Here is a 24,621-nt window from a genome sequence, read left to right as displayed (position 1 = left end):
GGGTGACCTACTCGATCGTGGCCCGTGATCCCGAGACCGGGGAGATGGGCGTCGCCACCCAGTCGCAGGCCTTCGCCGTCGGCAACAGCGTGCCCTTCGCCCTGCCCGGGCACGGGGTCATCGCCACCCAGTCGATGGCCGAGCCGATGTACGGCGCCGTCGGCCTCGACCTGCTCCGCGGCGGGTTCACCGCCCAGGAGGTGCTGACGGCGCTCAGCAGCGTCGACCCGCAGCCCGAGCGCCGGCAGGTCGCCGTGCTCGGCCTGGCCGGTGATTTCGCGGTGTACACCGGCACGAGCTGCGTCGACGCCGCCGGCCACCTGCTCGGCGACACCTGCGTCGCCCTGGCCAACATGGCGAGCTCCCCGGCGGTGTGGGAGGCGATGGTGGAGCGGTTCGAGGGCTCCGCCGGCCCGCTCGCCCCGCGGCTGCTCGGCTCGCTCATGGCGGGGGAGGAGGCAGGGGGCGACTTCCGGGGACGCCGGTCAGCCGCGATCATCGTCGTCCGCGCGACCACCACCGGCCGCCCCTGGCACGACATGGTGGTCGACCTCCGGGTCGACGACTCCCCGGACCCGCTCGGCGCCCTGGCCGACCTCACCGTCACCCGTGCCCGCTACCAGGACGTCGTCCGCGCGTTCCAGCAAGCCATCGACGGCGACCCGGTCACCGCCGACCGCGAGCTGGAGCTGCTGCGGCCCATGGACCCGGTGACCGAACCGGACCAGCTGATGTGGCGGGCCGTCGTCGCGGCGCTCGCCGGGCGCGAGGACGACGCTCGCGCGATGCTCGTCGACCTCGCCGCCAGCGCGCCGCAGTTCATCGAGGCGGCCAGCCGCTTCGGCAAGGCCGGGCTCATGCCGGCCGACGTGATCGAGCGGATCATCCCGCCGGTGCCCGCCACCTGAGCGGGGGCCTCAGCCCAGGTGCCGGGCTGCACGGGCCCCGGCGGCGCTGGATCGCCGGGCTCACCCGGGCGGGGGAGGGCACAGGTGACGTGGGTTTCAGTCGGCCCCGATTCCAGCCGAAACAGTTCCCATGTGGACACGGCGGTCCGAGGCGTCCCGGGAGGCGCGCGCCCACCAGCGCGGCGGCGACCGGTCGCTGCGCGCTGTCCGGGTCATGGGGATCGTCTTCGGAGGTTCCTGGGTCCTCGCCTCGCTCGCCAGCGCCGCCGGGGTCGGCGCGGTCGCCTCCCTGCTGGCCGAGAAGGGCAAGCTGCTCTTCCTCGCCTCGCTCGTGGTCATGCTCGTCGTCCGGGGTGCGGCCGGGGCCGGTCGCGCCGTCTGGTGGTCCTTCGCCGGTGCCGTTGCGTGCTACCTGACCGGTGCGGCGGCGTACGAGTTCCACTACCGGCACGTCGCCGTCGTCCCGCAGCCGTCGTGGTCCGACGCCGCGTCCATGGGCTTCTACCCGCTGGCCTTCGTCGGGCTGCTCCTGCTGATCCGGCGGCGCACCCGGCGGCTTCCCCTGAGCACCTGGCTGGACTGCGCGGTCACCGGGCTGACCGCGGCCGCGGTGGCCGCGGCCCTGGCACTCGGAGCCCTTCTGCAGGAGGCGGGGCAGGACCTGGCCCTGATCGCCAGCATGGGTTACGCCGCCGCCGACCTCTTCCTCTTCGGGCTCGTCGCCGGCGGGCTGGTCCTCGTCGGCCGCGAGGCGAGCCCCGGCTGGTGGTGGATGACCGGTGGGCTCGCGCTGTTCGTCGTCGCCGACACCGCCTACGCCTACCAGGTCGTGCGCGGCACCTACGTCGTCGGCGGACCGCTGGACACCCTCTGGGGCCTGGCCTTCATCGCCTTCGGGCTGGCAGCCTGCGTCGCGCCCCGGCCGGTCCGGCTGGACACCGCCGTCGCCGCCCAGCGGCCGCTCGTCGTGCCGGCCGCCTGCGCGCTGGTCGCCCTCGGCATCCTCTTCCACGGCTACCTGGCCGACGGCGACCCCGTGGCCGGCTCGCTGGCGATGGCCGCCGTGCTGGCCGCCCTCGCACGCACCGGTCTGACCTTCCGGGACGTGCGGGCGCTGGCCGACAGCCTCAAGCAGGCGCGGACCGACGAGCTCACCGGGTTGCCCAACCGGCGCTCGGTCTTCGAGTCCTTCGTGGCCGCCGACGAGCGGCTGGCCGAGGGGACCTCCATCGCCGTCCTGGTGCTGGACCTCGACCGGTTCAAGGAGATCAACGACTCGCTGGGCCACTCCGTGGGCGATGCGCTGCTGCGCGAGGTCGGCGACCGGCTCCGCGACCGGCTGCGGGCCGAGGACCTGCTGGCCCGCCTGGGCGGCGACGAGTTCGTGGTGCTGGCCGAGGACCTCGACGTCGCGGCCGCACTGGCCCTGGGCCACCGGCTGCGGGAGCAGTTCCACCGGCCGTTCGTCTTCGGCGGGGTCGAGCTCGGCGTCGAGGTCAGCATCGGCATCGCCGTCGGCCCGACGGACTCGACGAGCACCGCCGAGCTGCTGCAGCTGGCCGACCTGGCCATGTACGCGGCCAAGGGGGGCCGGCAGGGCGTCAACGTCTACGACGAGGCGCGCGACGGCCACGGACGCCACCGCCTGGAGGACGTCGCCCAGCTGCGCCGCGCCCTCGACCAGCACGAGCTCGTGCTGCACTACCAGCCGAAGCTGGCGCTGAGCACCGGGCAGATCGACGGTGTCGAGGCCCTCGTGCGCTGGCAGCACCCGACCCGCGGACTGCTCTACCCGGACAGCTTCATCGACCTGGCGGAGTCCGCCGGGCTGATGAGCCGGCTCACCACGCAGGTCATCGACATGGCGCTGGCCCAGGCGCGGAGCTGGGCCGACGAGGGCCGGGAGCTGACCATGGCGGTCAACGTCAGCCCGTCGAACCTGGTCGACGAGCAGTTCCCCGACCACGTCGCCGCGCTGCTCCGCGACCACGGTCGGTCGGCCCGCTCGCTCGTCCTCGAGGTCACCGAGTCCCTGCTCATGGAGGACCGGGAGCGTGCCGTGCGCGTGCTCGGCCGGCTCCGCGACGCCGGCGTCGGGGTCGCCATCGACGACTACGGGACCGGGCACTCCAGCCTCGCCTACCTGGCCGCTCTGCCGGTGACCGAGCTGAAGCTGGACCGCACCTTCGTGTCGGCCATGACCGGCAGCGCCCGCGCCGAGTCGATCGTCACCTCCACGCTGCAGCTGGCCCACGCGCTGGGCCTGGTGCTGGTGGCCGAGGGCGCGGAGGACCAGGCCACCGTCGACGCCCTGGCCAACCTGGGGTGCGACCTCGTCCAGGGCTACCACCTCAGCCGGCCGCTGCCGCCCGAGCAGCTCTGGCTCTGGCTGGAGGATCGGGCCACCGCCCGCATCGGCTGAGCGGGGCCGGCCACAGCCGCCCGTGCGCGCAGAAGGCCCCCTCCGGGCATCCGGAGGGGGCCTCTTCCGCGCATCGCCCCAGGGGGCGATGCGGCTCAGCTCTTGGGTCGCGCGCCGGCGCGCAGGGCGCCGAGCAGGTCGTGGTTCAGCCGCGAGATGGTCTCCATCGAGATGCCCTTGGGGCAGGCGGCCGAGCACTCGCCGATGTTCGTGCAGCCGCCGAAGCCCTCGCGGTCCTGCTGCGCGATCATGTTGACCACCCGGTCGTTGCGCTCCGGCTGGCCCTGCGGCATCAGCCCGAGGTGGGTGACCTTCGCGGCGGTGAACAGCATCGAGGACGCGTTCGGGCAGGCCGCCACGCAGGCCCCGCAGCCGATGCAGGTCGCGGCGTCGAACGCCGCGTCCGAGTCGGCCTTGGGCACCGGGGTGGCGTGCGCGTCCGGCGCGGTACCGGTGGGCACGCTGATGTAGCCACCGGCCTGGATGATCCGGTCGAACGCCCGCCGGTCGACGGCGAGGTCCTTGATCACGGGGAAGGCGGTCGCGCGCCACGGCTCGATGTCGATCGAGTCGCCGTCCTTGAACGAGCGCATGTGCAGCTGGCACGTGGTGGTCTGCTGCGGGCCGTGCGCCTGCCCGTTGATCATGACTCCGCACATGCCGCAGATTCCCTCGCGGCAGTCGTGGTCGAAGGCGACCGGGTCGTCGCCCTGCAGGATCAGCTGCTCGTTGAGCACGTCCAGCATCTCGAGGAAGGACATGTCGGGGGAGATGTCGGTGATCTTGTAGGTCACCATCTTGCCCTTGGCCGTGGGACCCTGCTGGCGCCAGATGCGCAGGGTGAGGTTCATCCCGCGCTTCTCCGCGCCGGGGTTGCCGACGCTGGACTGCATGGTGGCTGTCACTTGTAGCTCCGCTGTGCGAGGTGGACGTACTCGTACTCGAGGTTCTCCTTGTGGAGCACCGGGGGCTGACCCTCCGGCGTCCACTCCCAGGCGGCGACGTAGGCGAAGTTCTCGTCGTCGCGCAGCGCCTCGCCCTCGGGGGTCTGGCTCTCCGCCCGGAAGTGCCCGCCGCAGCTCTCGCGGCGGTGCAGGGCGTCGACGCACATGAGCTCGCCGAGCTCGATGAAGTCGGCGACGCGGCCGGCGTGCTCCAGCGTCTGGTTGAACGAGTGCCAGTCGCCGCTGACCTTCAGGTCCGTCCAGAACTCCTGGCGGATCTCCCGGATGCGGTCGATGGCCTTGCGCAGCCCCTCGTCCGTGCGCTCCATGCCGCACAGGTCCCACATCAGCTGGCCGAGTTCGCGGTGGAACGACGCCGGCGTGCGGGTGCCGTTGATGCTGAGCAGCTTCTGGGTCTGCTCCCGCACCCCGGTCAGCGCCTCGACGGCGGCCGGGTGGGACTCGTCGACCTTCTCGAACGGGCCGTCGGCCAGGTAGCTGCTGATCGTCGACGGCAGGACGAAGTAGCCGTCGGCCAGGCCCTGCATGAGTGCGCTGGCACCCAGGCGGTTGGCGCCGTGGTCGGAGAAGTTGGCCTCACCGATGACGAACATGCCGGGGATGGTCGACTGCAGGTCGTAGTCCACCCACAGGCCGCCCATCGTGTAGTGGACGGCCGGGAAGATCCGCATCGGCGTCGCGTAGGGGTCCTCGCCGGTGATCTGGGCGTACATGTCGAAGAGGTTCCCGTACTTGGCCTCGACCGCCGGGCGCCCCAACCGCTTGATCGCCTCGGCGAAGTCGAGGTAGACCCCCAGCCCACCGGGGCCGACACCGCGGCCCTCGTCGCACACGTTCTTCGCCTGGCGCGAGGCGATGTCGCGGGGCACCAGGTTGCCGAACGAGGGGTAGAGCCGCTCGAGGTAGTAGTCGCGCTCGTCCTCGGGGATGTCGTTGGCCGGGCGGTCGTCGCCGCGCTCCTTGGGCACCCACACGCGGCCGTCGTTGCGCAGCGACTCCGACATGAGGGTCAGCTTCGACTGGTAGTCGCCCTTGACCGGGATGCACGTCGGGTGGATCTGCGTGTAGCAGGGGTTGGCGAAGTACGCCCCCCGCTTGTGCGCCCGCCAGATCGCCGTGGTGTTCGAGCCCTTGGCGTTGGTGGAGAGGTAGAAGACGTTGCTGTACCCGCCGCTGGCCAGCACCACGGCGTCGGCGAAGTGGGTGCTCAGCTCGCCGGTGACGAGGTCACGGGCCACGATGCCGCGGGCGCGGCCGTCGACGACGATCAGGTCGAGCATCTCGGTGCGCGCGTGCTGCTCGACGCTGCCGGCCGCGATCTGCCGTTCGAGGGCCTGGTAGGCGCCGTAGAGCAGCTGCTGGCCCGTCTGGCCCCGGGCGTAGAAGGTGCGGGAGACCTGCGTGCCACCGAAGGAGCGGTTGTCCAGCAGGCCGCCGTACTCGCGGGCGAAGGGCACGCCCTGGGCGACCGCCTGGTCGATGATGTTGACGCTGACCTCGGCCAGGCGGTGCACGTTGTTCTCCCGTGCCCGGAAGTCGCCGCCCTTGACCGTGTCGTAGAACAGCCGGTGCACGCTGTCGCCGTCGTTGCGGTAGTTCTTGGCGGCGTTGATCCCGCCCTGCGCGGCGACGCTGTGCGCGCGGCGCGGGCTGTCCTGGTACCAGAACGACTTGACGTTGTAGCCCGCCTCGCCGAGCGTTGCGGCGGCCGAGCCTCCGGCCAGCCCGGTACCGACGACGATGATCGTCAGCTTCCGGCGGTTGGCCGGGTTGACCAGCCGGCCGCGGAACTGGCGCTCGCTCCAGCGCTCGCCGATCGGGACGTCGGTGGGGGCCTTGGTGTCGGCGATCGGCTCGCCGGTGGTGAACAGCTCGAGAGGCATCTGGGGGTCCTTAGTCGATGAGCCCGAAGAGGACGGAGAGGGGCACGAGCAGGAAGCCGGCGGTGATCAGGGTCGCGAAGGCGAACGCGAAGGCGCTCACGGTCTTCTCGCGGCGGCGGTTGCTCTGACCGAGGGTCTGCGTGGCGCTCCAGATGCCGTGCCGCAGATGCATACCCAGCAGGATGACCGAGATCGCGTAGAAGGCGGTGACGAACGGGTTCTGGAAGCTCGCGACCAGCCGGTCGTACGGCGTGCTGTCGAAGCCCTCGGGGTTCACCGTGCCCGTGGTGAGGTCCAGGATGTGGTAGATGATGAAGGCGAGGATGATCACGCCGCCCCAGCGCATCGTCCGCGAGGCGTAGTTCTGCGCCACGGCCTTCTTGGTCACGTACCGCTCGGGGCGGGCGCGCTTGGCCTGACGCCACAGCGAGACCGCCGCCCAGATGTGGGCGATCACCGCGACGAGCAGCACGATCCGGATGACCCACAGGGCCGTGGCGCCGGGGAGTGCCGGGTTGCCGACCGTGCGGATCCACCCGGAGTAGGAGTTGAAGGACTCCGCCCCGGAGAATGCCTTCAGGTTCCCGATCACGTGGGCGATCAGGTACAGCACCAGGATGATGCCGCTGACGGCCATCACGGCCTTCTTGAAGACCGACGTGGTCTTCGAAGCCTTCGGGGTCCTGCGCGTCGCGTGCGTCACCGTCACCACAACTGACAACGCTATGACCACACGGGCCTTGCCACCAAGCCAACGCGAGGTGACACACCTCATGTAAGGGTGCCCTCACCGCAGCCAGGCGGGTGGTGGTGACATCCTGCAGGTCAGGGAGGCGCCGGTTGGGCCGCCTCGCGGCGGGGGAGAATGCGTCCGTGCCCACACCCACCCGCGGTTTCCTCGGCCGCCGGCGCGAGCGCGACCCGCGCCTCCCGCCGGGTCAGTACGACGTCGGCGCCGACTGGCCGGTGCTCGCCGCAGAGCCGACCCCCCGCATCGCTCCGGAGACCTGGAGCATCACCGTCGACGGGCGGGTCGAGAACCCCACCACCTGGTCCTGGGACGAGGCGCACCGGCTGCCGCCGTCGGAGTACCGCGGCGACATCCACTGCGTCACCACCTGGTCGAAGTTCGACACCCGGTTCACCGGCATCAGCGTCGACTCGCTGCTGGAGGTGGCCCGGCCGACCGCCGAGGCGCAGTTCGTCATGGCGACGTCGAAGACCGGCTACACCACGAACCTGTCGCTGGCCGACGTCACCGGGGGCAAGGCGTGGCTGGTGTGGGAGTTCGACGGCCGGCCGCTGACGCCCGAGCACGGTGGCCCGGTGCGGCTGCTCGTGCCGCACCTGTACTTCTGGAAGAGCGCCAAGTGGATCAGCAAGCTCTCGCTGCTGGCCCGCGACCAGCCGGGCTTCTGGGAGCAGAACGGCTACCACGACCGCGGCGACCCGTGGCGGCAGCAGCGGTACCAGGGTGACTGAAGAAGGACCCCGTCCTCCTCACCCCTCGCAAGCTCGGGGCGAGCCTCTGGACGGGGCCGTGCTCGGTGCCGGGGTCGCCGGTGCGCCCAGCGGCGGGTGGCGCACCGCCACGGTCGCCGGCGTGCGACGTTCCGTGCCGCGCTCGGTGCAGCTGCGGCTCGACGTCGCCGACCGCGTGGACCACCTGCCCGGCCAGCACTACGTGGTGCGGCTCACCGCGCCCGACGGCTACACCGCCCAGCGGTCGTACTCGATCGCCTCCGCCCCGGGCGACCCGCTGGTGGAGCTGTTCGTCGAGCGGCTGGACGACGGCGAGGTGTCCACCCACCTGGCCGACGTCGTGGAGCCCGGCGACGAGCTGGAGGTCCGCGGTCCGATCGGCGGCTGGTTCGTGTGGGACGGCGCGACGCCGGCCCTGCTGGTCGCCGGCGGCAGCGGCGTCGTCCCGTTCGTGTCGATGCTGCGCACCGCCCGGGCCCTCGGGCGCACCGACCTGCTCCGCATCGCGGTCTCGGTCCGCGAGCTGGAGCTGCTGCCCTACGCCGACGAGCTGTGGGCCGCCGGGGCGCTGGTCGCGACCACCCGTGAGCCGAGCGGCATCCGCCCCGCCGGCCGGCTCAGCGCCGCGGACCTCGTGCCGCTGTGGGAGCCCGGTCAGACGGCGTTCGTGTGCGGCTCGGCCGCGTTCGCCGGGGCGGCCACCCGGCTGCTCGAGACGCTCGGCATCCCGGCGGCGGCCATCCGGGTGGAGCAGTTCGGTCCCAGCGGCGGAGCCACCTGACCTGCGGCAAGGTGGCGCCATGACGACGACCGCCCCGCACCCGTCCCCGGCTCTGGACCCGGCGCTGGTCTCCCGGCTCGCCGCCCTGGTCACCGCCGCGCCCGACCGGCCCCGCCAGGCCTCGTACGCGCCGTTCACCGGAGACGTCGTCGGCGAGGTGCCGACCTGCACCGCCGACGACGTCCGGGAGGCACAGCGGCGGGCGCGGGCGGCGCAGGCGGAGTGGGCGCGGCGTCCGCTGGCCGAGCGGGCCGCGGTGATGCTGCGCTACCACGACCTGGTCCTGGAGCGGCAGGAGCAGATCCTCGACGTCGCGCAGGCCGAGACCGGCAAGGCGCGGGTGAGTGCCTTCGAGGAGCTGGCCGACGTCGCCATGACCGCGCGGTACTACGCGAACACCTCGGCCAGGCACCTGCGCCCGACCCGCCGCCAGGGCGCCCTGCCGGTGCTGACCCGCACCGTCGAGCACCACCACCCCAAGGGCCTGATCGGCGTCATCAGCCCGTGGAACTACCCGCTCACGCTCGCCGTCTCCGACGCGATCCCGGCGCTCCTGGCCGGGAACGGCATCGTCCTCAAGCCCGACGCCCAGACGCCGTTCACCGCGCTCATCGCCGTCGAGCTGCTCCTCGAGGCCGGCCTGCCCCGGGAGCTGTTCCAGGTGGTCACCGGCGCCGGCCGCGACCTCGGCACCCCGCTGATCGAGGGCGTCGACTACCTGATGTTCACCGGCTCCACCGCCACCGGGCGGATCGTCGCCGAGCAGTGCGCGCGGCGGCTGATCGGCTTCTCCGCGGAGCTCGGCGGCAAGAACCCGATGGTCGTGCTGGCCGACGCCGACCTGGACAGGACCGTCGAGGGCGCGGTGCGCGCCTGCTTCTCCAACTCCGGCCAGCTGTGCATCTCGGTGGAGCGCATGTACGTGGAGGACGGCATCTACGACCGCTTCGTCCCGGCGTTCGTCGAGCGGGTGGAGCGCATGAAGCTGGCCGCGGGGCTGACGTGGGAGGCCGAGATGGGCTCGCTGGTCAGCGCCGACCAGCTCGACGTCGTCTCCCGGCACGTCGACGACGCCGTCGCGAAGGGGGCCCGCGTGCTCGCCGGCGGGAAGGCGCGGCCCGACCTCGGCCCGCTGTTCTACGAGCCGACCGTGCTCGAGGGCGTCACCGACGACATGGAGCTGGCCCGGGGCGAGACCTTCGGGCCGGTCGTGGCGATCAGCCGGGTGCGCGACGCCGAGGAGGCGGTCGAGCGGGCCAACGACACCGAGTACGGGCTGAACGCCAGCATCTGGACGACGCCGGCGCGCGGTGCGGAGCTCGCCACCCGTATCCAGGCCGGCACGGTCAACGTCAACGAGGCCTACGCCGCGGCCTGGGCGTCGCACGACGCGCCCATGGGCGGCATGAAGGACTCCGGCGTGGGCCGCCGGCACGGGCGCGAGGGCATCCTCAAGTACACCGAGAGCCAGACCGTCGCCGTCCAGCGCGGGCTGCCGGTCGGCCCCATGCCGGGCCTGCCGCTGGACCGCTACGCGAAGGTGATGACGGCCGGCCTCAAGGCGCTCGAGCGCGCCCCCTTCATCCGCTGACACGCACGAGAGCGCCGGTCCCGCACGCGCAGGACCGGCGCTCTCGCGCGCAGTGGGTCAGGCGCGGACGGTCGGCGGCACCATCGACGAGCGAACCAGCGGGGTGCGGTCCCAGGCGCGGTGCATGCCCAGGGCTGCGACGGTCTCGGCGGCCATCGCGGCGTTCGCCTTCCTGCCGGTGATCACGCCCGGGGCCTTCGGGTCGATGCCGGCGGCGCGCAGCACCTCGACGCCGTCGCCCCAGGCCCCGATGCCCTTCAGGTGGCGGAACGCCTCCTGCAGCATCACCAGGGCGCGGAAGTCACCGTCCTTCGGTGCGCCGTCGGCGACGACGATCGCGTCGAACTCGATGGACCGGCCGGTGGCGAAGGTCCGCTCGACGATCTCGACGTCCTTGCCGCTGACCAGCTGCCCGCCGTGCGGGGCGACGACCTTGACCTGGGCGCCCTCGGCCTCGAGCGCCGCCCGCAGCTTCGCGATGCCCCTGAGGTCGGCCTCCGGCCCGGCGACGACGCCGATGATCCGGCCGTCGATCGGGAAGGGCGTGGGCTTGATCTGGCGCAGGGCCGGAGATTCACCCCGCACCTTCTCCGCCTTGATCTTCTTCGGCACCGGGAGCCCGAGCCCGGCGGCCACCTGCGAGCACAGGTCCGCGTGGATGCGGGCCAGGACGGTGAGCGCGCGCTCCTTGATCGGCTGCTCGAAGCACTTGCCGAGCTCGAAGGTGTAGGCGTCGACCACGTGCTGCTGCTCGATGGTGGTCAGGCTCTTGTAGAACAGCGCCGGCTGCGAGTAGTGGTCGTCGAAGGACGCCGGTGCGGTGCGGGCCACCTGGCCGCTGACCACGCGCGGCACGTGCACGTACCCGCCCTCCGACCAGTCGGCCGGGAAGGGGCTGCCGCCGTCGACCGAGTTCGGCGTGTACGGCGCCTGCCCCTGGTGGACGGCGTGCTGGTGGAAGCCGTCGCGGGTGTTGTCGTTCACCGGCGCGTGCGGGCGGTTGATCGGGATCTGGGTAAAGTTCGGCCCGCCCAGCCGGGAGAGCTGGGTGTCCAGGTAGGAGAAGTTGCGGCCCTGGAGCAACGGGTCGTTGGTGCCCTCGATGCCCGGCACCAGGTGACCGGTGTGGAAGGCGACCTGCTCGGTCTCGGCGAAGAAGTTGGTCGGGTTGGCGTTCAGGACCAGCCGGCCGATGGGCTGCACCGGGGCGAGCTCCTCCGGCACGATCTTGGTCGGGTCGAGCAGGTCGATCCCCTCGAACGTCTCCTCGGGGGTGTCGGGGAAGACCTGGATGCCGAGCTCCCACTCCGGGAAGGCGCCGGCCTCGATCGACTCGTAGAGGTCGCGACGGTGGAAGTCCGGGTCGACGCCGCCGGCGATCTGCGCCTCCTCCCAGGTGAGGGAGTGCACGCCGAGCTTCGGCTTCCAGTGGAACTTCACCAGGACGGTCTCGCGCTCGGCGTTGACCAGCCTGAAGGTGTGGACGCCGAAGCCCTCCATCGTCCGGTAGCTGCGCGGGATGCCCCGGTCGCTCATGTTCCAGATCGTGTGGTGGGTGGCCTCGGTGTGGAGCGTGACGAAGTCCCAGAACGTGTCGTGGGCCGACTGCGCCTGGGGGATCTCGTGATCCGGGTGCGGCTTGCCCGCGTGGATGATGTCCGGGAACTTGATCGCGTCCTGGATGAAGAAGATCGGCATGTTGTTGCCGACCAGGTCCCAGGTGCCTTCCTTCGTGTAGAACTTCGTCGCGAACCCGCGGGTGTCGCGCACCGTGTCGGCCGAGCCGCGCGAGCCCAGCACGGTGGAGAACCGCACGAAGACCGGCGTCTGCAGGCCCTTCTCGGCCAGCACCGCGGCGCGCGTGACCTTGGACGCCGTGCCGTAGGCGGTGAAGACGCCGTGCGCGCCGGCGCCCCGGGCGTGCACGACGCGCTCCGGGATGCGCTCGTGGTCGAAGTGCATGATCTTCTCGCGGAGGTGGAAGTCCTCCAGCAGCACCGGGCCGCGGGGCCCCGCCTTGAGCGAGTGGTCGGTGTCGGCGACGCGGACACCGTTCGGGGTGGTCAGCGTGTCGCCGGCCTGGGCCCGCGGGTCGCGGCCGTCCTCGGGTCCGTCGTAGCCGACGCCGGTGGGGCTGACGGTCCTGGGGGCGGACGTGTTCGGCTTGCGCGTGGGGGGCACGGGTTCTCCTGATCATCGGGCTGCTTCGATCTCCGGGCGGCTACCCGGGCCGTCGCATCGGGGAAACGGCGCCTTCCGCAGGGCGGGAGGCGCCGGCCGGTGACGGGGCAGTCGGTGTGGGCCGCATCCGCGCGGGTAGCCCGCCATGCGGACACGCCGCCGAGCCGTGGCGTCGGCGTCCGGAGCCGGAGGAGGCCCCGTGGCACTGGACCATGCCCGTGACGAGCGGAGCCCGCAGGACGCCGCGGACGAGCAGAGCGCACGCGAGGAGCTCGGCAGCAGCGACGCCCCCGTCGAGGACGAGGTGGTGCAGGCCTTCGACCGCGTCGTCGACGAGGGGGCCCAGCGGCTGCACCGCACCTGGCGCGAGGTGCTCACCACCGGTCTGGCCGGCGGCTTCGAGGTCGGCGTGGGCGTGCTCGCGCTGCTGGCCGTGTACGCCGAGACGGGCAGCCACCTGCTGGCCGGCCTGGCCTTCAGCGTCGGCTTCATCGCCCTCCTGCTGGCCCGCAGCGAGCTGTTCACCGAGGGCTTCCTCCTGCCGGTGACGGCCGTGGTCGCCGGCCGTGCCCGGATCGGCCAGCTGGCCCGGCTGTGGAGCGGCACCCTGGTGGCCAACCTGGTCGGCGGCTGGCTGGTCATGTGGGTCGTGGTGGTCGCGCTGCCCGAGCTCGGCGCGACGGCGGTGGAATCGGCCACCGAGTTCGTCGACGCCCCGCTGAACCTGCAGTCGATGGCCCTGGCCTTCCTGGCCGGCAGCTCCATCACGCTGATGACCCGCATGCAGCAGGGTGCGGAGAGCGAGGGCGGCAAGATCGTCGCCGCCGTGGCCGGAGCGTTCGTGCTCGCCGGCCTCGTGCTGTTCCACTCGGTCCTGGACTCGCTGATCATCTTCGCCGGCATCCACGCCGGCGGGCCGATCGGCTACGGCGACTGGATCGCCTGGTTCTGGTACACGGTGCTGCTCAACATGGCCGGCGGGCTGCTGGTGGTCACGCTGCTGCGGCTGGTGCGCAGCAAGGAGCTCATCGAGCGGGAACGGGCGGCTGTCGCCGACGGTCACTAGGCGCGCGCCTGCGGTGTGCGCCGCGGCGCGTTCGCCATGCTTGCCCCGTGATCGAGCTGCGCTCCCTGACGAAGCGGTACCGCTCCCGCGTCGCGGTCGACGCGCTGACGGTCACGATCGAGCCCGGCCGGGTGACCGGCTTCCTGGGGCCCAACGGTTCGGGCAAGACGACGACGATGCGGTGCGTCCTCGGCCTCACCCGGCCCACCGCGGGGACGGCGACGGTGCTCGGCCACCCCTACCGCGAGCTGGCCCGCCCGATGCGCCGCGTCGGCGCCCTCATCGACCCCCGCGCCCGCCACCCCGGGCGGACCGCCCGCTCGCACCTGCTGGCCCTGGCGCAGAGCAACGCCCTGCCGCGGGCGCGCGTCGACGAGGTCATCGAGCTGGTCGGGCTGGAGTCGGTCGCCGACGACCGGGTGGGCGGCTTCTCCCTCGGCATGGGGCAGCGGCTGGGCATCGCGGCGGCCCTGCTCGGCGACCCGGACGTCCTGCTGCTCGACGAGCCGGTCAACGGGCTGGAGCCCGAGGGCATCCGCTGGGTCCGCGGGCTGCTCCGGGTGCTCGCCGACGAGGGCCGCACGGTGCTGGTCTCCAGCCACCTGATGAGCGAGATGGAGGACACCGCCGACCACCTGGTGGTGCTCGGCCGTGGCCGGCTGCTCGCCGACCTCCCGATGGCCGACCTGCTGGGTGCGCACGCCGCCGTCCGGGTGCGCAGCCCGCAGGCGCCGCTGCTGGCCTCCGCGCTGCAGCGGGCGGGCGGACACGTCGAGCTGGAGATCGACGGCGCCCTCAAGGTCGAGGGGCTCGACGCCGCGGCCATCGGCGACATCGCCTTCGCCACCGGTGCGCGGGTCCACGAGCTGGCCCGGATCACCGCGTCGCTCGAGGCGGCCTACCTGGAGCTCACCGGCGACGACGTCGAGTACCGGGCGGCGCCCCGGTGACCCGGGGGGTGCCGTTCCGCTCTCTGGTCGCCAGCGAGTGGACCAAGCTGCGGTCGCTGCGCTCGACGTGGTGGTGCACCGCCCTGTACCTGCTGGTGGTCGGCGCCGGCGGGTGGTTCGGTGCCGCGATCACCCAGTCCGCCCCGCAGCCCGACCTCGCGGTCGGCTCCGCGCTCACCGGGTTCGGCTTCGGGCAGATCGTCCTGGTCGTGTTCGCCGTCCTCGCCGTCACCGGCGAGTTCCGCACGGGCATGGTGCTGGCCTCGTTCACGTCGGTGCCGCGGCGGGGGAGGCTGCTGCTGGCCAAGACCGTCGTCGTCGCCGTCTGGTGCGTGCTGCTGTCGTCGTCGCTCGCGCTGTTCTGCTGGTTCGCCGCCGGCCGGCTCACCTACGTCGAGGGCGGCATCCCGCTCACCGACCCGGGCGTCGTCCGCCAGCTGGGGGTGCAGGTCGCTGCCGCGACGCTGACCGGCGTGCTCGCCCTCGGGCTGGGCGCGCTGCTGCGCTCGTCGGCGGGCGCGCTGGGCGTGTCCTTCGGCGTGCTGTTCCTGCTCCACCCGCTGCTCGCCATCTCCGAGACCTCGGCCGGCGAGCGGATCGGGCGGTTCGTGCCGGCGCTCCGGGTGGGGGAGGACGCGTTCCTCGCCGTCCAGACGACCTGGCAGCTGGGGCTGCTCGTGCTCGGCTCCTGGGCGGTGGCCACCTGGGTCCTCGGCGCCGTGCTGCTGGCTCACCGGGACGTCTGACCTGCGGTGGCGCGGCGGATCGCCGACACGTAGCGGGCGGTGGCCGCCCGCTGCAGCACGAGGCTGAACGGACCGGCCAGCCGGGCGGCCGGGGAGGCCAGCCGGAAGAAGACCCGGATCGTGTAGACGACGTCGCCGTCGTCGGTGAGGCGCACGGTGAACCGTTCCTCGCCGCTCTCCGGATGGCCGGGCAGCGTGCCGTAGGAGAACCCCCGCTCCGGGCCCTCGGTGCTGGCCCAGACCACGCGGCAGGGGATGTCGTAGCCGAGCCGGGGCAGTCCGGCGGTGAGGACGACGACGGTGCCCGGCGCGCTGGCCGGACCGGTGGCGCGGATGCGCAGACCGGCGCCGCGCTGGGCCCGCCAGTCGAAGACGGCCGCGGCGGCCCGTTCGAGGGCCTCCTGTCCCGCGCCCACCACCGCGGAGTGCTCGGCGAGGCGGTAGCCGGTCGGCAGCAGGTCGTCGCCGGTGGCACCCACCTCCGCATAGCTGAACGGGAGGTCGGTGAGAGCGGCGGGATCGGTCGTCCGGAACAGGCCCACGGGGGCAGTGTGCCCCGCCGGAGCTGTCAGGCCGGCCGGGACGCGACGAGCCGCTGCTGCAGCTCGGCCACGCACGCGGGCAGGTCCGTCTCCGGCAGCGGCCGGGCCAGCCAGTAACCCTGGGCGGCGTCGCAGCCCAGCATCCCGAGCTCGTCCCAGGTCGCGCGCGTCTCGACGCCCTCGGCCACCACGTGCAGGCCCAGGCTGTGCGCGAGGTCGATGGTCGACCGCACGATGGTCCGGTCGCTGGCGTCCAGCTCCATGGTCTGGACGAAGGAGCGGTCGATCTTCAGCGTGCTCACCGGGAGGCGGGTCAGGTACGCCAGCGAGGCGTGCCCGGTGCCGTAGTCGTCGACGGACAGCTCCAGGCCGAGATCGCGCAGCCGGTGCAGCACCTCGAGGGCGCGGACGGGGTCCTTCATGGCTGCGCTCTCGGTGATCTCGAGCTCGAGGCAGTCCGCCGTCAGCCCGTGCCGGCCGAGCAGCTCGCCGATCCGGTGGGGGAGCCCGCCGTCCAGCAGGCTGCGTGCCGACAGGTTGACGCTCACGGTCAGCTGCAGGCCCCGGTCGCGCCACCGCCGGCAGGCGGCCAGCGCCTGCTCCAGCACCACCTCGGTCAGCGGTTGGATCAGGCCGGTCTGCTCGGCCAGCGGGATGAACTGGGCGGGCGGCACGAGCCCCCGGTCCGGGTGCTGCCAGCGGACCAGCGCCTCGACGCCGAGGACCCGTCCGCCGGGGAGTGCGACGCGGGGCTGGTAGTGGACCACCAGCCCGCCGTCCCGGATGGCCCGGCGCAGGTCGCCGAAGAGGGTCAGCTGGCCGGGCGCGTCGGTGTCGAGGGAGGGCCGGTAGACCGCCACCCCCAGGTGGTCGGCCTTGGCCGCGTACATCGCGACGTCGGCGTGCCGGAGCATCTCCGCGGCATCGGACCCGGACACGGCGATCCCGCAGCTGCCGTCGACCTCCAGCACCAGCCCCTCGACGGCGAAGGGACGGCGGATGGCGCGCAGCGCCCGTCCGGCCACCTGCTCGGCCTCCTCGGGGTCGCAGTCGCGCACCAGGAGGACGAACTCGTCGCCCCCCAGGCGGGCCAGCAGGGTGCCGTCGCGGAGCTCGTCGGCGAGGCGGAGCGCCACCGAGCGCAGGAGGATGTCGCCGACGTGGTGGCCCAGGGTGTCGTTGACCTCCTTGAAGCGGTCGAGGTCGATGAGCACCACGGCGGTCCCCGGCCCGCCGGAGGCCGTGTCCGCCACGGCTGCCGTCACCTCCTCGACCATGGCCGACCGGTTCAGCAGACCGGTCAGGGAGTCGTGCCGGGCGCGGTGCCTGAGCGCGCGCTCGACGGCCCGGCGGGACTCCACCTCGGCCTTGAGCTCGTCGGACCGGCGCTTGCCGAAGACCATCATCAGCAGGTGCGAGAAGGCGAGCACGAGCACCACGTCGTCGGCAGGGCCCCCGAGCAGGTCGGACCAGTCCCAGGTCACGCTCGCCACGGTGAAGGCTGCGGTCATCAGCACGACGACGGCGACGTCGCGCAGCACGCGGGCCCGGAGTGCGGAAATGCCGGCGGTGGCGGCGGTCCGGTCCACGCGCACCTCCCAGATCAGGGCCGTCCTCTCCCCGCGGAATCGGCGGCCGTGGGTCTCGCCTTGAGCATGTCGGAGCCGCTGTCCCCCTGCCGGGGGGCGACCTGCCCCGGCACGGGGGCCGTCCGGCGGACCGCGGGCGTAGGTTGACCGCACTGTGCTGCCCGCCGTCACCGCCACCCGCTACGTCACCCCGCTGCGCGAGGGTGGCTCGCTGCCTGGGCTCATGGAGGCAGACGACCTGGGCACGTACGTGGTGAAGTGGCGCGCCGCGGGCCAGGGCGTGAAGGTGCTGGTCGCCGAGATCGTCTGCGGCGAGCTGGCCCGTGCCCTGGGTCTGCCGGTGCCCGCGCTCGTCACCGTCGACGTCGCCCCGGAGCTCGCGGTGGGGGAGCCCGACCACGAGGTGCAGGAACTGCTGCAGCGCTCCGCCGGGCGCAATCTCGGCCTGGACTACCTGCCCGGGGCGCTGGACTTCGAGGCCGGTGCGGACGGGGTGGACCCGGAGACCGCCGGCCGGGTGCTGTGGTTCGACGCGCTGGTGGGCAACGTCGACCGTTCCTGGCGCAACCCCAACATGCTGTTCTGGCACGGCCGCCTGCAGCTCATCGACCACGGCGCCGCGCTGACCTTCCACCACCACTGGCCGGGCGCCGAGGCCGCGGTCACCCGTCCCTACGACGCGTCGGCGCACGCCCTGATCGAGTGCGCTCCGGACGTGCCGGCGGCGAACGCCGCCCTGGCGGGGCGGGTCACCCGGCCGCTGCTGGAGGACGTTCTGGCGCAGGTGCCCGACGAGTGGCTGGAGGGCGAGACGCCGGAGGACCCGGCGCACGTCGTCCGCGACCGCTACGCGGGGCAGCTGCTGGCGCGGCTGGCGGCCCGCGACGCCTGGTTGCCGGGCCTGGTCGCCGCCGCGGCGGCAGGAGGCGCGGGCCGCCGGCGCCCGCGCGTGGGGGAGAACCGCCCCGGCTGGCTCGGGCCACCGCCGCCGGAAGGGATCAGCCAGCGATGAGGGACACGTTCGAGTACGCCGTGCTGCGCGTCGTCCCGCGCATCGAACGGGGGGAGTCGCTCAACGCGGGGGTCCTCGTCTACTGCCGGCAGCGCGACTACCTCGGCTCGCGGGTGCACCTCGACGCCGACCGGCTGCACGCCCTGGACCCGACCGCCGACGCGTCGGCCATCGCCAGGGCACTGCAGGCGGCCACCGACGTCTGCGCCGCGGAGCCAGGCGCCGGCGCCGCCGGACGCGAGGCCCTGGGCTCGCGCTTCCGCTGGCTGACCGCACCCCGCAGCACGGTCGTCCAGCCGGGGCCGGTGCACACCGGGCTGACCGCGGACCCCGACGCCGAGGCCGACCGGCTGCTGCGCCTGCTGGTGCTCCCCGTCGGGACCTGACCGCAAAACGGTGGCCGGAGGACATCCTCCGTTCACCGGATGTCCACCGGGTGGTGGCGGCGGTCGGTTTGGGTGCATAGGCCCCCACCGCCTCGCGACCAGAGGGACCGATGACCGACATCCGCAAGCCTCGTGCCCGCGCGCTCCTGCCGTTGCTGTCGAGCGTGCGTCACGGCAACCGCAGCCACGTCACCTGCTACTACAAGTGCGGCAACGCCTGCGACGCGCCCGTGCCGAACCAGACGGACAACCCCACCTTCGCCGACGTCGTAGAGACGGCGATCAGCCGGCGATCGGTCTTCAAGGCGGCCGGTATCGGCGCGATCGTCCTCGCGGCCGGGCCGGTAGGCGTCGCCGCGGCCGCGCCGAAGGACGACGGCAGGTCGCTGACCTTCCGGCCCGTGGAGCAGAACACGCTCGACGAGCTCGTCGTCCCCTTCGGCTACGGCTCGAAGGTGGTCATGCGATGGGGCGACCCGGTCGTGGCCGGCGCCCCCGCCTTCGACATCGACCGGCAGACGCCCGAGGCGCAGGCCATGCAGTTCGGCTACAACTGCGACTACATCGGGCTCCTGCCTCTCGACCCGGAGTACCGCCGGGCCCTGATGGTGGTCAACCACGAGTACACCGACGAGCAGCTCATGTTCGCGGGGGTGGAGAGCGAGGACGCGCCCACCACCGACCTGCAGAAGCGGATCGCCCTCATGGCGCACGGCATCTCGGTCGTCGAGGTGCAGCGGCAGGGCATCGGCGGCAAGTGGAAGGCGCTGCCGGGCCGCCCGCGCAACCGCCGGATCACCGCCTACACGCCGATGGCGCTCACCGGCCCGGTCGCCGGCACCGAGTACGTGCGCACCAGCGCCGACCCGGCGGGCAGCACCGTCCTGGGCACGCTGAACAACTGCGCCGGCGGCATGACCCCGTGGGGCACCACGCTGCACGGCGAGGAGAACTTCAACCAGTACTTCGGGGCCACGACCCCCGTCGCGGAGGACCCCAAGCAGCCGGTCTACAGCCGCTACGGGATCAACCGCAACGAGCCGCCCGGCCGCCGCTGGGACGAGGTGGACAGCCGCTTCGACCTCTCCCAGGAGCCGAACGAGGTCAACCGGTTCGGTTGGGTGGTCGAGCTCGACCCCTACGACCCGAACTCCGTTCCCATGAAGCGCACCGCGATGGGCCGGTTCAAGCACGAGGGCGCCAACGTGCGCATCGCCGAGGACGGCCGGGTCGTCGCCTACTCCGGCGACGACGAGCGCTTCGACTACATCTACAAGTTCGTCTCGAAGAAGAGCTACCGGCCGGGCGACGACGCCGCCGCGCGCGCGCACAACCTGACGCTGCTCGAGGAGGGGGACCTCTACGTCGCCCGCTTCGACGGCGACTCGCCGAAGGAGGAGATCGACGGCAGCGGGAACCTGCCTTCCGACGGCCAGTTCGACGGCACCGGTGAATGGATCCCGCTGGTGCTGGACGGCGAGTCGCAGATCCCCGGCAAGGACGTCGCGTGGGTGCTCACCTACACCCGCCTGGCGGCCGACCGGCTGGGCAAGCAGCTCGACGCACAGGGGGACTTCCCCGACCCGGCGGCCCCCGTCGTCGTCGACGCGTCGAAGGTGCCGACGAAGATGGACCGGCCGGAGGACATCCAGGTCAACCCGGTCAACGGCCGGGTCTATGCGGCCCTGACCAACAACTCCAACCGTACGGGTGCCAACGGCCGCCCGGGCGCGGACGAGGCCAACCCGCTCACCCGGTCCTACGCCTTCACCCCCGCCTCCGACACCGCGCCGGGGGCATACACGACGCGGCCCGGAAACCGCAACGGGCACGTCATCGAGTGGCGGGAGACCGCCGGCGACGCCGGTACGACGTTCGAGTGGAACATCTTCATCGTGTGCGGCGACCCGGGGTACCCCGGCACCTACTTCGCCGGGTACGACAAGTCCAAGGTCAGCCCGATCTCCTGCCCGGACAACCTCGAGTTCGATCCGGCAGGCAACCTCTGGATCTCCACCGACGGCAACGTCCTGTCGACGGTGAACCGCGAGGAGGGGACGATCGCTGGGGCCAACGACGGGCTCTTCGCCGTCCCGACCGAGGGCCCGGAGCGCGGTCACGTCAAGGCCTTCCTGACCGTGCCCGTCGGGGCCGAGTGCAGCGGCCCGCTGATCACGCCGGACCACAAGGCAGTCTTCGTCGCGGTCCAGCACCCGGGGGAGACCGAGGGCTCCACTCGCGAGAACCCGTCCAGCACGTGGCCGGACAAGCAGCGCTCGGGGGGCTTCCCGCGGCCGAGCGTCGCGCTGGTCTATCGCAGCGACGGCGGACGGCTCGGTCGCTGATCGACGGCTCGTCACACGACGGCGCCGGCCCCGACCGGGGCCGGCGCCGTCGTGCGTTCATGGCAGGAGCGCGTCGATCCGGCGGGCGAGCTCGAGGTCCAGCTCGCTGACGCCGCCGGCGGAGTGGCTGACCAGGGTCAGGTGCAGCGTCCGGTAGCGGAGGTCCACGTCGGGGTGGTGGTCCATCTCCTCGGCGACGTCGGCGATCGCCCCGATCGCGGCGACGGCGTCCCGGAAGCTCGGCAGTTCGACGGTGCGGCGGATGCCGTCCCCGTCGCCCGACCACAGCGGCAGGCCGTGCATCGCGGCGGAGAGCTCGTCAGGGGAGAGTCGCGGTGGGCGAGGCACGAGCCCATGGTGACGTGTTGGAACGGTCTTGTCCCAGGGGCCCGCCCTGAGCTCGCGAAGGGTGGGGGAGGGACGAGGTCCTTCGTCAGGTGTGGAGGCCGCACTCGGTCTTGTTCGACCCCGCCCAGCGCCCGGCGCGCGGGTCCTCGCCCGGGGCGACCGGGCGGGTGCACGGCGCGCAGCCGATGGAGCCGTAGCCCAGCTCGAACAGCGGGTTCACCGGGATCCGGTGCTCGGCGACGTAGGCGTCGACGACGTCCTGGGTCCAGGCCGCCATCGGGTTGACCTTCACCATGCCGCGCTTGGCGTCCCAGTCGACCAGCTTCGTGCCCGCCCGGGTCGGCGACTCGTCCCGGCGCACCCCGGAACCCCAGGCCGCGAAACCGGCCAGGGCCTGGGCCAGCGGCTTGACCTTGCGCAGCTCGCAGCACAGATCGGGGTCGCGGTCGTGCAGCTCCGGCCCGAAGGAGAGGTCCTGCTCCGCCACGGTCTGCGGTGGGGTGACGTTGTGCAGGGTGATCGGCAGCACGCTGCTGATCCAGTCGCGGGTGCCGATGGTCTCGGCGAAGTGGTAGCCGGTGTCGAGGAAGACCACGTTGACGCCGGGGACCGCCCGGGAGGCCAGGTGCGACAGCAGCCCGTCGGCCATGGAGGAGGTGATGGCGAACTGGTCGCCGAAAATCTCCCCGGCCCAGCGCAGCACGGCCAGGGCCTGCTCCACCGGGTCGGCGATGCCCTCGAAGCGGGCGTCGGCGTCGGCAGCGAGCTCCGGCGTCGGCGAGATGGCCGTCGTCATTCCTGGACTCCCGTCGCGATCAGGCGGACCGAGAACGCACGCAGGCAGGCGCCGCAGCGCCAACCCTCGTCCTCGTGCGGCGTGAGGTCCTCGTCGCCGCAGTACGGGCAGTGGAACACCGGCAGCTGCCGGGTCCTTCCCGACGTCGGCTCCTCGGTCACAGCAGCCAGTCCTCCTCGGCCCTCGAGACGTAGTGGGCGAAGGACTCACCGGGCGTCCGCCGCTCCTGGAAGCCGCGCAGCACCCGCTCGCAGTAGTCGGCGGACTCGGCCTTGGTCACCTTGTGGCCGCGGAACTTGCGGCCGAAGGTCGCCTCCACGCCGAGGTGCCCGCCCAGGTGCACCTGGAAGCCCTCGACCATCTCGCCGCTGTCGTCCTTGACCATCGAGCCCTTGAACCCGATGTCGGCGGTCTGGAACCGGGCGCAGCTGTTCGGGCAGCCGTTGACGTTGATCCCGATCGGGGTGTCGAAGTCCGGCAGCCGCCGCTCCAGCTCGGCGTAGAGATCCTGCGCGTGCTGCTTGGTCTCCACGATCGCCAGCTTGCAGAACTCCAGGCCGGTGCAGGCCATGGTGCCGCGGCGGAAGGCGCTGGGCCGCACCTGCAGGTCGTGCTCGGCGAGAGCGGTGACCAGCGCCTCCACCTTCTCGTCCGGCACGTCCAGGATGACCAGCTTCTGCTGCGTCGTCGTCCGGATGCGGCCCTGGCCGTACTCGTCGGCGAGGTCGGCGATCGTGGTGAGCAGCGAGCCGCTGATCCGGCCGGTGCGCAGCGCGAAGCCGACGGCGTTGCGGCCGTCCTTCTGCCGGCTGACGCCGACGTGGTCGCGCTGGTCGTGCTTGGCCGGGGCGGGGGCGGGACCGTCGGGCAGCTGCTCCTCCAGGTACTCGTCCTGGAGCACCTGCCGGAACTTCTCCGGACCCCAGTCGGCCATGAGGAACTTGATCCGGGCCCGGTTGCGCTGCCGGCGGTAGCCGTAGTCGCGGAAGACGGCGGTGCAGGCGGCCCAGACGTCGGTGACCTGGTCGGGCCGGACGAAGACGCCGATGCGCTGGGCGAACATCGGGTTGGTCGACAGGCCGCCGCCGACCCACAGGTCGTAGCCGGCCTCGCCGGCCTCGTTCACCACGCCGACGAAGGAGACGTCGTCGATCTCGGGCTCGGTGCAGTGGTCGACGCAGCCGGACATCGACGTCTTCCACTTGCGCGGCAGGTTGGAGAACTCGGGGCTGCCCACGTACTTGGCGACGGTGTCGGCGATGACGTCGGTGGCGTCGATCACCTCGTCCTCGAGGATGCCGGCCAGCGGGCAGCCGAGCATGACCCGCGGCACGTCACCGCAGGCCTCCATCGTGGACAGGCCCACCGACTCCAGCCGGCGCCAGATCTCGGGCACGTCCTCGATGCGGATCCAGTGGTACTGGACGTTCTGCCGGTCGGTGACGTCGGCGACGTCCCGGCCGAACTCGGTGCTGATGCCGCCGAGGACCCGCAGCGCATCGCTGGTCAGCTGCCCGCCGTCGATCCGGGCGCGCATCATGAAGTAGGAGTCCTCGAGCTCTTCGGGCTCCAGCACGGCGGTCTTGCCGCCGGGGATGCCCTGCGCCCGCTGGGTGTAGAGACCCATCCAGCGCATGCGGCCCCGCAGGTCGCCCGGGTCGATGCCGTCGAAGCCGGTCTTCGAGTAGATGTCGAGGATCCGCTGCCGGACCTCGAGCCCGTCGGAGTCCTTCTTCATCCGCTCGTTGGGGTTGAGCGGCTCGCGGTAGCCCAGCGCCCACTGGCCCTGACCGCGCTGCGGCCGGTTGCTGGTGCGGGTGGGGGTGCTCACGTGGCGTACTTCTTCCTGCGCTCGCCGCCCGTCCGGCAGCCGGGCCGGAGGACGGGGGCGCTGCTGGATCGGGGCGTAGCGGGAGAGCTGCGCGGGTGAACCTGGGTCAGCGCGCGGCGCGACAGGCGGCGCTGGAGACGAGCGCCAGATCGATGTGCAGCCGCGCGACGAGGAGAGCGCTGCCATCGGTCATGCGTCGATGGTGCCACAGCGGCGCCGGTGCGCCACGGCGCACCGGCCCGTACGGGGGACGGGGCGGGTCAGGACGCGTCGATCTCCGCGCGGATCCGGGCGACCGAGTCGGCCAGCGGGGTGACCGAGGTGTCGATGACCAGCTCGGCCCGGGCCGGCGGCTCGTAGGGGTCGCTGACGCCGGTGAAGCCGGGGATCTCGCCCGCGCGGGCCCGGGCGTACAGCCCCTTGACGTCGCGCTGCTCGCAGACCTCCAGCGGGGTGGCGAGGTGCACGAGGACGAAACGGCCGTGCTTCTCGACCAGCTGCCGGGCCTCCTCGCGGGCGGCCTCGTACGGCGCGATGGCCGCCACGACCGCGGTCCCGCCGTGCTTCACCACCTCGCCGGCCACCCAGCCGATGCGCCGGATGTTGAGGTCGCGGTGCTCCTTGGCGAACGTCAGCTCGCTGGACAGGTGGGTGCGGACGACGTCGCCGTCGAGGACGGTGACCGGCCGGCCCTCGGCCTCCAGCTGGGCGACCAGGGCGTCGGCGATCGTCGACTTGCCCGCGCCGGACAGGCCGGTGAGGAACACGGTGACGCCAGGACGCGGTGCAGCGGTCAT

The 24,621-nt window shown here is 72.5% G+C and carries 22 protein-coding genes; 11 read left to right on the top strand and 11 right to left on the bottom strand.

The features are described from left to right. Positions 1–2 precede the first annotated feature (2 nt). A complete protein-coding gene (locus C5507_RS09190; RefSeq protein WP_104528217.1) occupies positions 3–908 on the top strand; it encodes a DUF1028 domain-containing protein in 906 nt (301 codons plus the stop codon). 130 nt (positions 909–1,038) lie between these two features. Beyond that, positions 1,039–3,330 carry a putative bifunctional diguanylate cyclase/phosphodiesterase gene (locus C5507_RS09185; RefSeq protein WP_104528216.1) on the top strand — a complete coding sequence of 764 codons (2,292 nt, stop codon included), beginning with the start codon at positions 1,039–1,041 and terminating at the stop codon, positions 3,328–3,330. 95 nt (positions 3,331–3,425) lie between these two features. Here C5507_RS09185 and C5507_RS09180 read toward each other — a convergent pair whose 3' ends face one another. Genes C5507_RS09180 through C5507_RS09170 form a run of 3 tightly spaced genes read right to left on the bottom strand, consistent with a single transcriptional unit; the run spans position 3,426 to position 6,887 of the window. Continuing rightward, on the bottom strand, positions 3,426–4,235 hold the full coding sequence (locus C5507_RS09180) for a succinate dehydrogenase/fumarate reductase iron-sulfur subunit (RefSeq protein WP_242611343.1): 810 nt from the start codon (positions 4,233–4,235) through the stop codon (positions 3,426–3,428). After that, positions 4,232–6,178: a fumarate reductase/succinate dehydrogenase flavoprotein subunit gene (locus C5507_RS09175; protein WP_104528215.1), complete on the bottom strand. Its 1,947-nt coding sequence runs from the start codon at positions 6,176–6,178 to the stop codon at positions 4,232–4,234. The genes C5507_RS09180 and C5507_RS09175 overlap by 4 nt, the downstream gene beginning before the upstream one ends. A gap of 10 nt (positions 6,179–6,188) precedes the next feature. Beyond that, positions 6,189–6,887, bottom strand: coding sequence for a succinate dehydrogenase cytochrome b subunit (locus C5507_RS09170; RefSeq protein ID WP_249027816.1), 699 nt, complete (start codon positions 6,885–6,887; stop codon positions 6,189–6,191). Positions 6,888–7,051: 164 nt separating this feature from the next. Here C5507_RS09170 and C5507_RS09165 point away from each other — a divergent pair, with 164 nt between their 5' ends. The 3 genes from C5507_RS09165 (at position 7,052) to C5507_RS09155 (ending at position 10,032) form a co-directional block, all read left to right on the top strand. Continuing rightward, on the top strand, positions 7,052–7,660 hold the full coding sequence (locus tag C5507_RS09165) for a sulfite oxidase-like oxidoreductase (RefSeq protein WP_104528213.1): 609 nt from the start codon (positions 7,052–7,054) through the stop codon (positions 7,658–7,660). 121 nt (positions 7,661–7,781) lie between these two features. After that, positions 7,782–8,441: an FAD-binding oxidoreductase gene (locus tag C5507_RS09160; RefSeq protein WP_242611345.1), complete on the top strand. Its 660-nt coding sequence runs from the start codon at positions 7,782–7,784 to the stop codon at positions 8,439–8,441. Between the two features lie 19 nt (positions 8,442–8,460). Continuing rightward, positions 8,461–10,032, top strand: a complete 1,572-nt coding sequence (locus tag C5507_RS09155; protein WP_104528212.1) for a succinic semialdehyde dehydrogenase — start codon at positions 8,461–8,463, stop codon at positions 10,030–10,032. A 57-nt stretch (positions 10,033–10,089) separates the two neighbouring features. Here C5507_RS09155 and C5507_RS09150 read toward each other — a convergent pair whose 3' ends face one another. After that, on the bottom strand, positions 10,090–12,213 hold the full coding sequence (locus tag C5507_RS09150; RefSeq protein ID WP_104528211.1) for a catalase: 2,124 nt from the start codon (positions 12,211–12,213) through the stop codon (positions 10,090–10,092). Positions 12,214–12,412: 199 nt separating this feature from the next. Between C5507_RS09150 and C5507_RS09145 the strand changes: the two genes are divergently transcribed. Genes C5507_RS09145 through C5507_RS09135 form a run of 3 tightly spaced genes read left to right on the top strand, consistent with a single transcriptional unit; the run spans position 12,413 to position 14,975 of the window. Continuing rightward, positions 12,413–13,279 carry a formate/nitrite transporter family protein gene (locus tag C5507_RS09145; protein ID WP_242611346.1) on the top strand — a complete coding sequence of 289 codons (867 nt, stop codon included), beginning with the start codon at positions 12,413–12,415 and terminating at the stop codon, positions 13,277–13,279. Between the two features lie 47 nt (positions 13,280–13,326). Further along, entirely contained in the window at positions 13,327–14,229 is a 903-nt protein-coding gene (locus C5507_RS09140) for an ABC transporter ATP-binding protein (protein WP_104528209.1), read from the top strand. Positions 14,230–14,237: 8 nt separating this feature from the next. Beyond that, positions 14,238–14,975, top strand: a complete 738-nt coding sequence (locus C5507_RS09135) for a hypothetical protein (RefSeq protein WP_130504331.1) — start codon at positions 14,238–14,240, stop codon at positions 14,973–14,975. Here C5507_RS09135 and C5507_RS09130 read toward each other — a convergent pair. Both C5507_RS09130 and C5507_RS09125 read right to left on the bottom strand, forming a co-directional pair. After that, positions 14,960–15,517 (bottom strand): DUF1990 domain-containing protein, encoded by a 558-nt coding sequence (locus C5507_RS09130; protein ID WP_104528207.1) that lies wholly within the window; start codon positions 15,515–15,517, stop codon positions 14,960–14,962. The genes C5507_RS09135 and C5507_RS09130 overlap by 16 nt on opposite strands. A gap of 26 nt (positions 15,518–15,543) precedes the next feature. Next, positions 15,544–17,106 (bottom strand): putative bifunctional diguanylate cyclase/phosphodiesterase, encoded by a 1,563-nt coding sequence (locus C5507_RS09125; protein ID WP_130504332.1) that lies wholly within the window; start codon positions 17,104–17,106, stop codon positions 15,544–15,546. A gap of 154 nt (positions 17,107–17,260) precedes the next feature. Here C5507_RS09125 and C5507_RS09120 point away from each other — a divergent pair, with 154 nt between their 5' ends. From C5507_RS09120 to C5507_RS09110, 3 genes are all read left to right on the top strand, one after another. Beyond that, positions 17,261–18,118 carry a HipA family kinase gene (locus C5507_RS09120; RefSeq protein ID WP_104528205.1) on the top strand — a complete coding sequence of 286 codons (858 nt, stop codon included), beginning with the start codon at positions 17,261–17,263 and terminating at the stop codon, positions 18,116–18,118. Then, positions 18,115–18,504, top strand: a complete 390-nt coding sequence (locus C5507_RS09115; protein WP_104528204.1) for a DUF3037 domain-containing protein — start codon at positions 18,115–18,117, stop codon at positions 18,502–18,504. The genes C5507_RS09120 and C5507_RS09115 overlap by 4 nt, the downstream gene beginning before the upstream one ends. Before the next feature lie 110 nt (positions 18,505–18,614). Beyond that, the gene (locus C5507_RS09110; RefSeq protein ID WP_104528203.1) at positions 18,615–20,849 is read left to right on the top strand and encodes a PhoX family protein; all 2,235 of its coding nucleotides are present in this window, start codon (positions 18,615–18,617) and stop codon (positions 20,847–20,849) included. A gap of 57 nt (positions 20,850–20,906) precedes the next feature. Here C5507_RS09110 and C5507_RS09105 read toward each other — a convergent pair whose 3' ends face one another. The 5 genes from C5507_RS09105 to cysC form a co-directional block, all read right to left on the bottom strand. Further along, complete coding sequence (locus C5507_RS09105) at positions 20,907–21,197, bottom strand: 4a-hydroxytetrahydrobiopterin dehydratase (protein WP_104528202.1); 291 nt, start codon at positions 21,195–21,197, stop codon at positions 20,907–20,909. Positions 21,198–21,282: 85 nt separating this feature from the next. Next, positions 21,283–21,993: a phosphoadenylyl-sulfate reductase gene (locus C5507_RS09100; RefSeq protein ID WP_104528201.1), complete on the bottom strand. Its 711-nt coding sequence runs from the start codon at positions 21,991–21,993 to the stop codon at positions 21,283–21,285. Beyond that, positions 21,990–22,154 (bottom strand): Insertion element protein, encoded by a 165-nt coding sequence (locus C5507_RS09095; RefSeq protein ID WP_104528200.1) that lies wholly within the window; start codon positions 22,152–22,154, stop codon positions 21,990–21,992. Before C5507_RS09095 ends, C5507_RS09100 begins: the two co-directional genes overlap by 4 nt. Continuing rightward, a complete protein-coding gene (locus C5507_RS09090) occupies positions 22,151–23,824 on the bottom strand; it encodes a nitrite/sulfite reductase (protein ID WP_104528199.1) in 1,674 nt (557 codons plus the stop codon). Before C5507_RS09090 ends, C5507_RS09095 begins: the two co-directional genes overlap by 4 nt. A 260-nt stretch (positions 23,825–24,084) precedes the next feature. Continuing rightward, the gene (cysC, locus tag C5507_RS09085) at positions 24,085–24,621 is read right to left on the bottom strand and encodes an adenylyl-sulfate kinase (protein ID WP_104528261.1); all 537 of its coding nucleotides are present in this window, start codon (positions 24,619–24,621) and stop codon (positions 24,085–24,087) included.

The sequence above is a fragment of the Blastococcus saxobsidens genome, from assembly GCF_002938435.1.
Taxonomy (GTDB): Bacteria; Actinomycetota; Actinomycetes; order Mycobacteriales; family Geodermatophilaceae; genus Blastococcus; species Blastococcus saxobsidens.
Note: the sequence above shows the minus strand (reverse complement) of the source record. Positions and strands in the feature narration are given on the sequence as shown.

Bases quoted from the DNA above. Each gene is read 5' to 3' on its own strand.
- C5507_RS09155 (WP_104528212.1), top strand. From the start codon at position 8,461: ATGACGACGACCGCCCCGCACCCGTCCCCGGCTCTGGACCCGGCGCTG.
- C5507_RS09100 (WP_104528201.1), bottom strand. From the start codon at position 21,993: ATGACGACGGCCATCTCGCCGACGCCGGAGCTCGCTGCCGACGCCGAC.
- C5507_RS09110 (WP_104528203.1), top strand. From the start codon at position 18,615: ATGACCGACATCCGCAAGCCTCGTGCCCGCGCGCTCCTGCCGTTGCTG.
- cysC (WP_104528261.1), bottom strand. From the start codon at position 24,621: ATGACCGCTGCACCGCGTCCTGGCGTCACCGTGTTCCTCACCGGCCTG.
- C5507_RS09185 (WP_104528216.1), top strand. From the start codon at position 1,039: ATGTGGACACGGCGGTCCGAGGCGTCCCGGGAGGCGCGCGCCCACCAG.
- C5507_RS09175 (WP_104528215.1), bottom strand. From the start codon at position 6,178: ATGCCTCTCGAGCTGTTCACCACCGGCGAGCCGATCGCCGACACCAAG.
- C5507_RS09115 (WP_104528204.1), top strand. From the start codon at position 18,115: ATGAGGGACACGTTCGAGTACGCCGTGCTGCGCGTCGTCCCGCGCATC.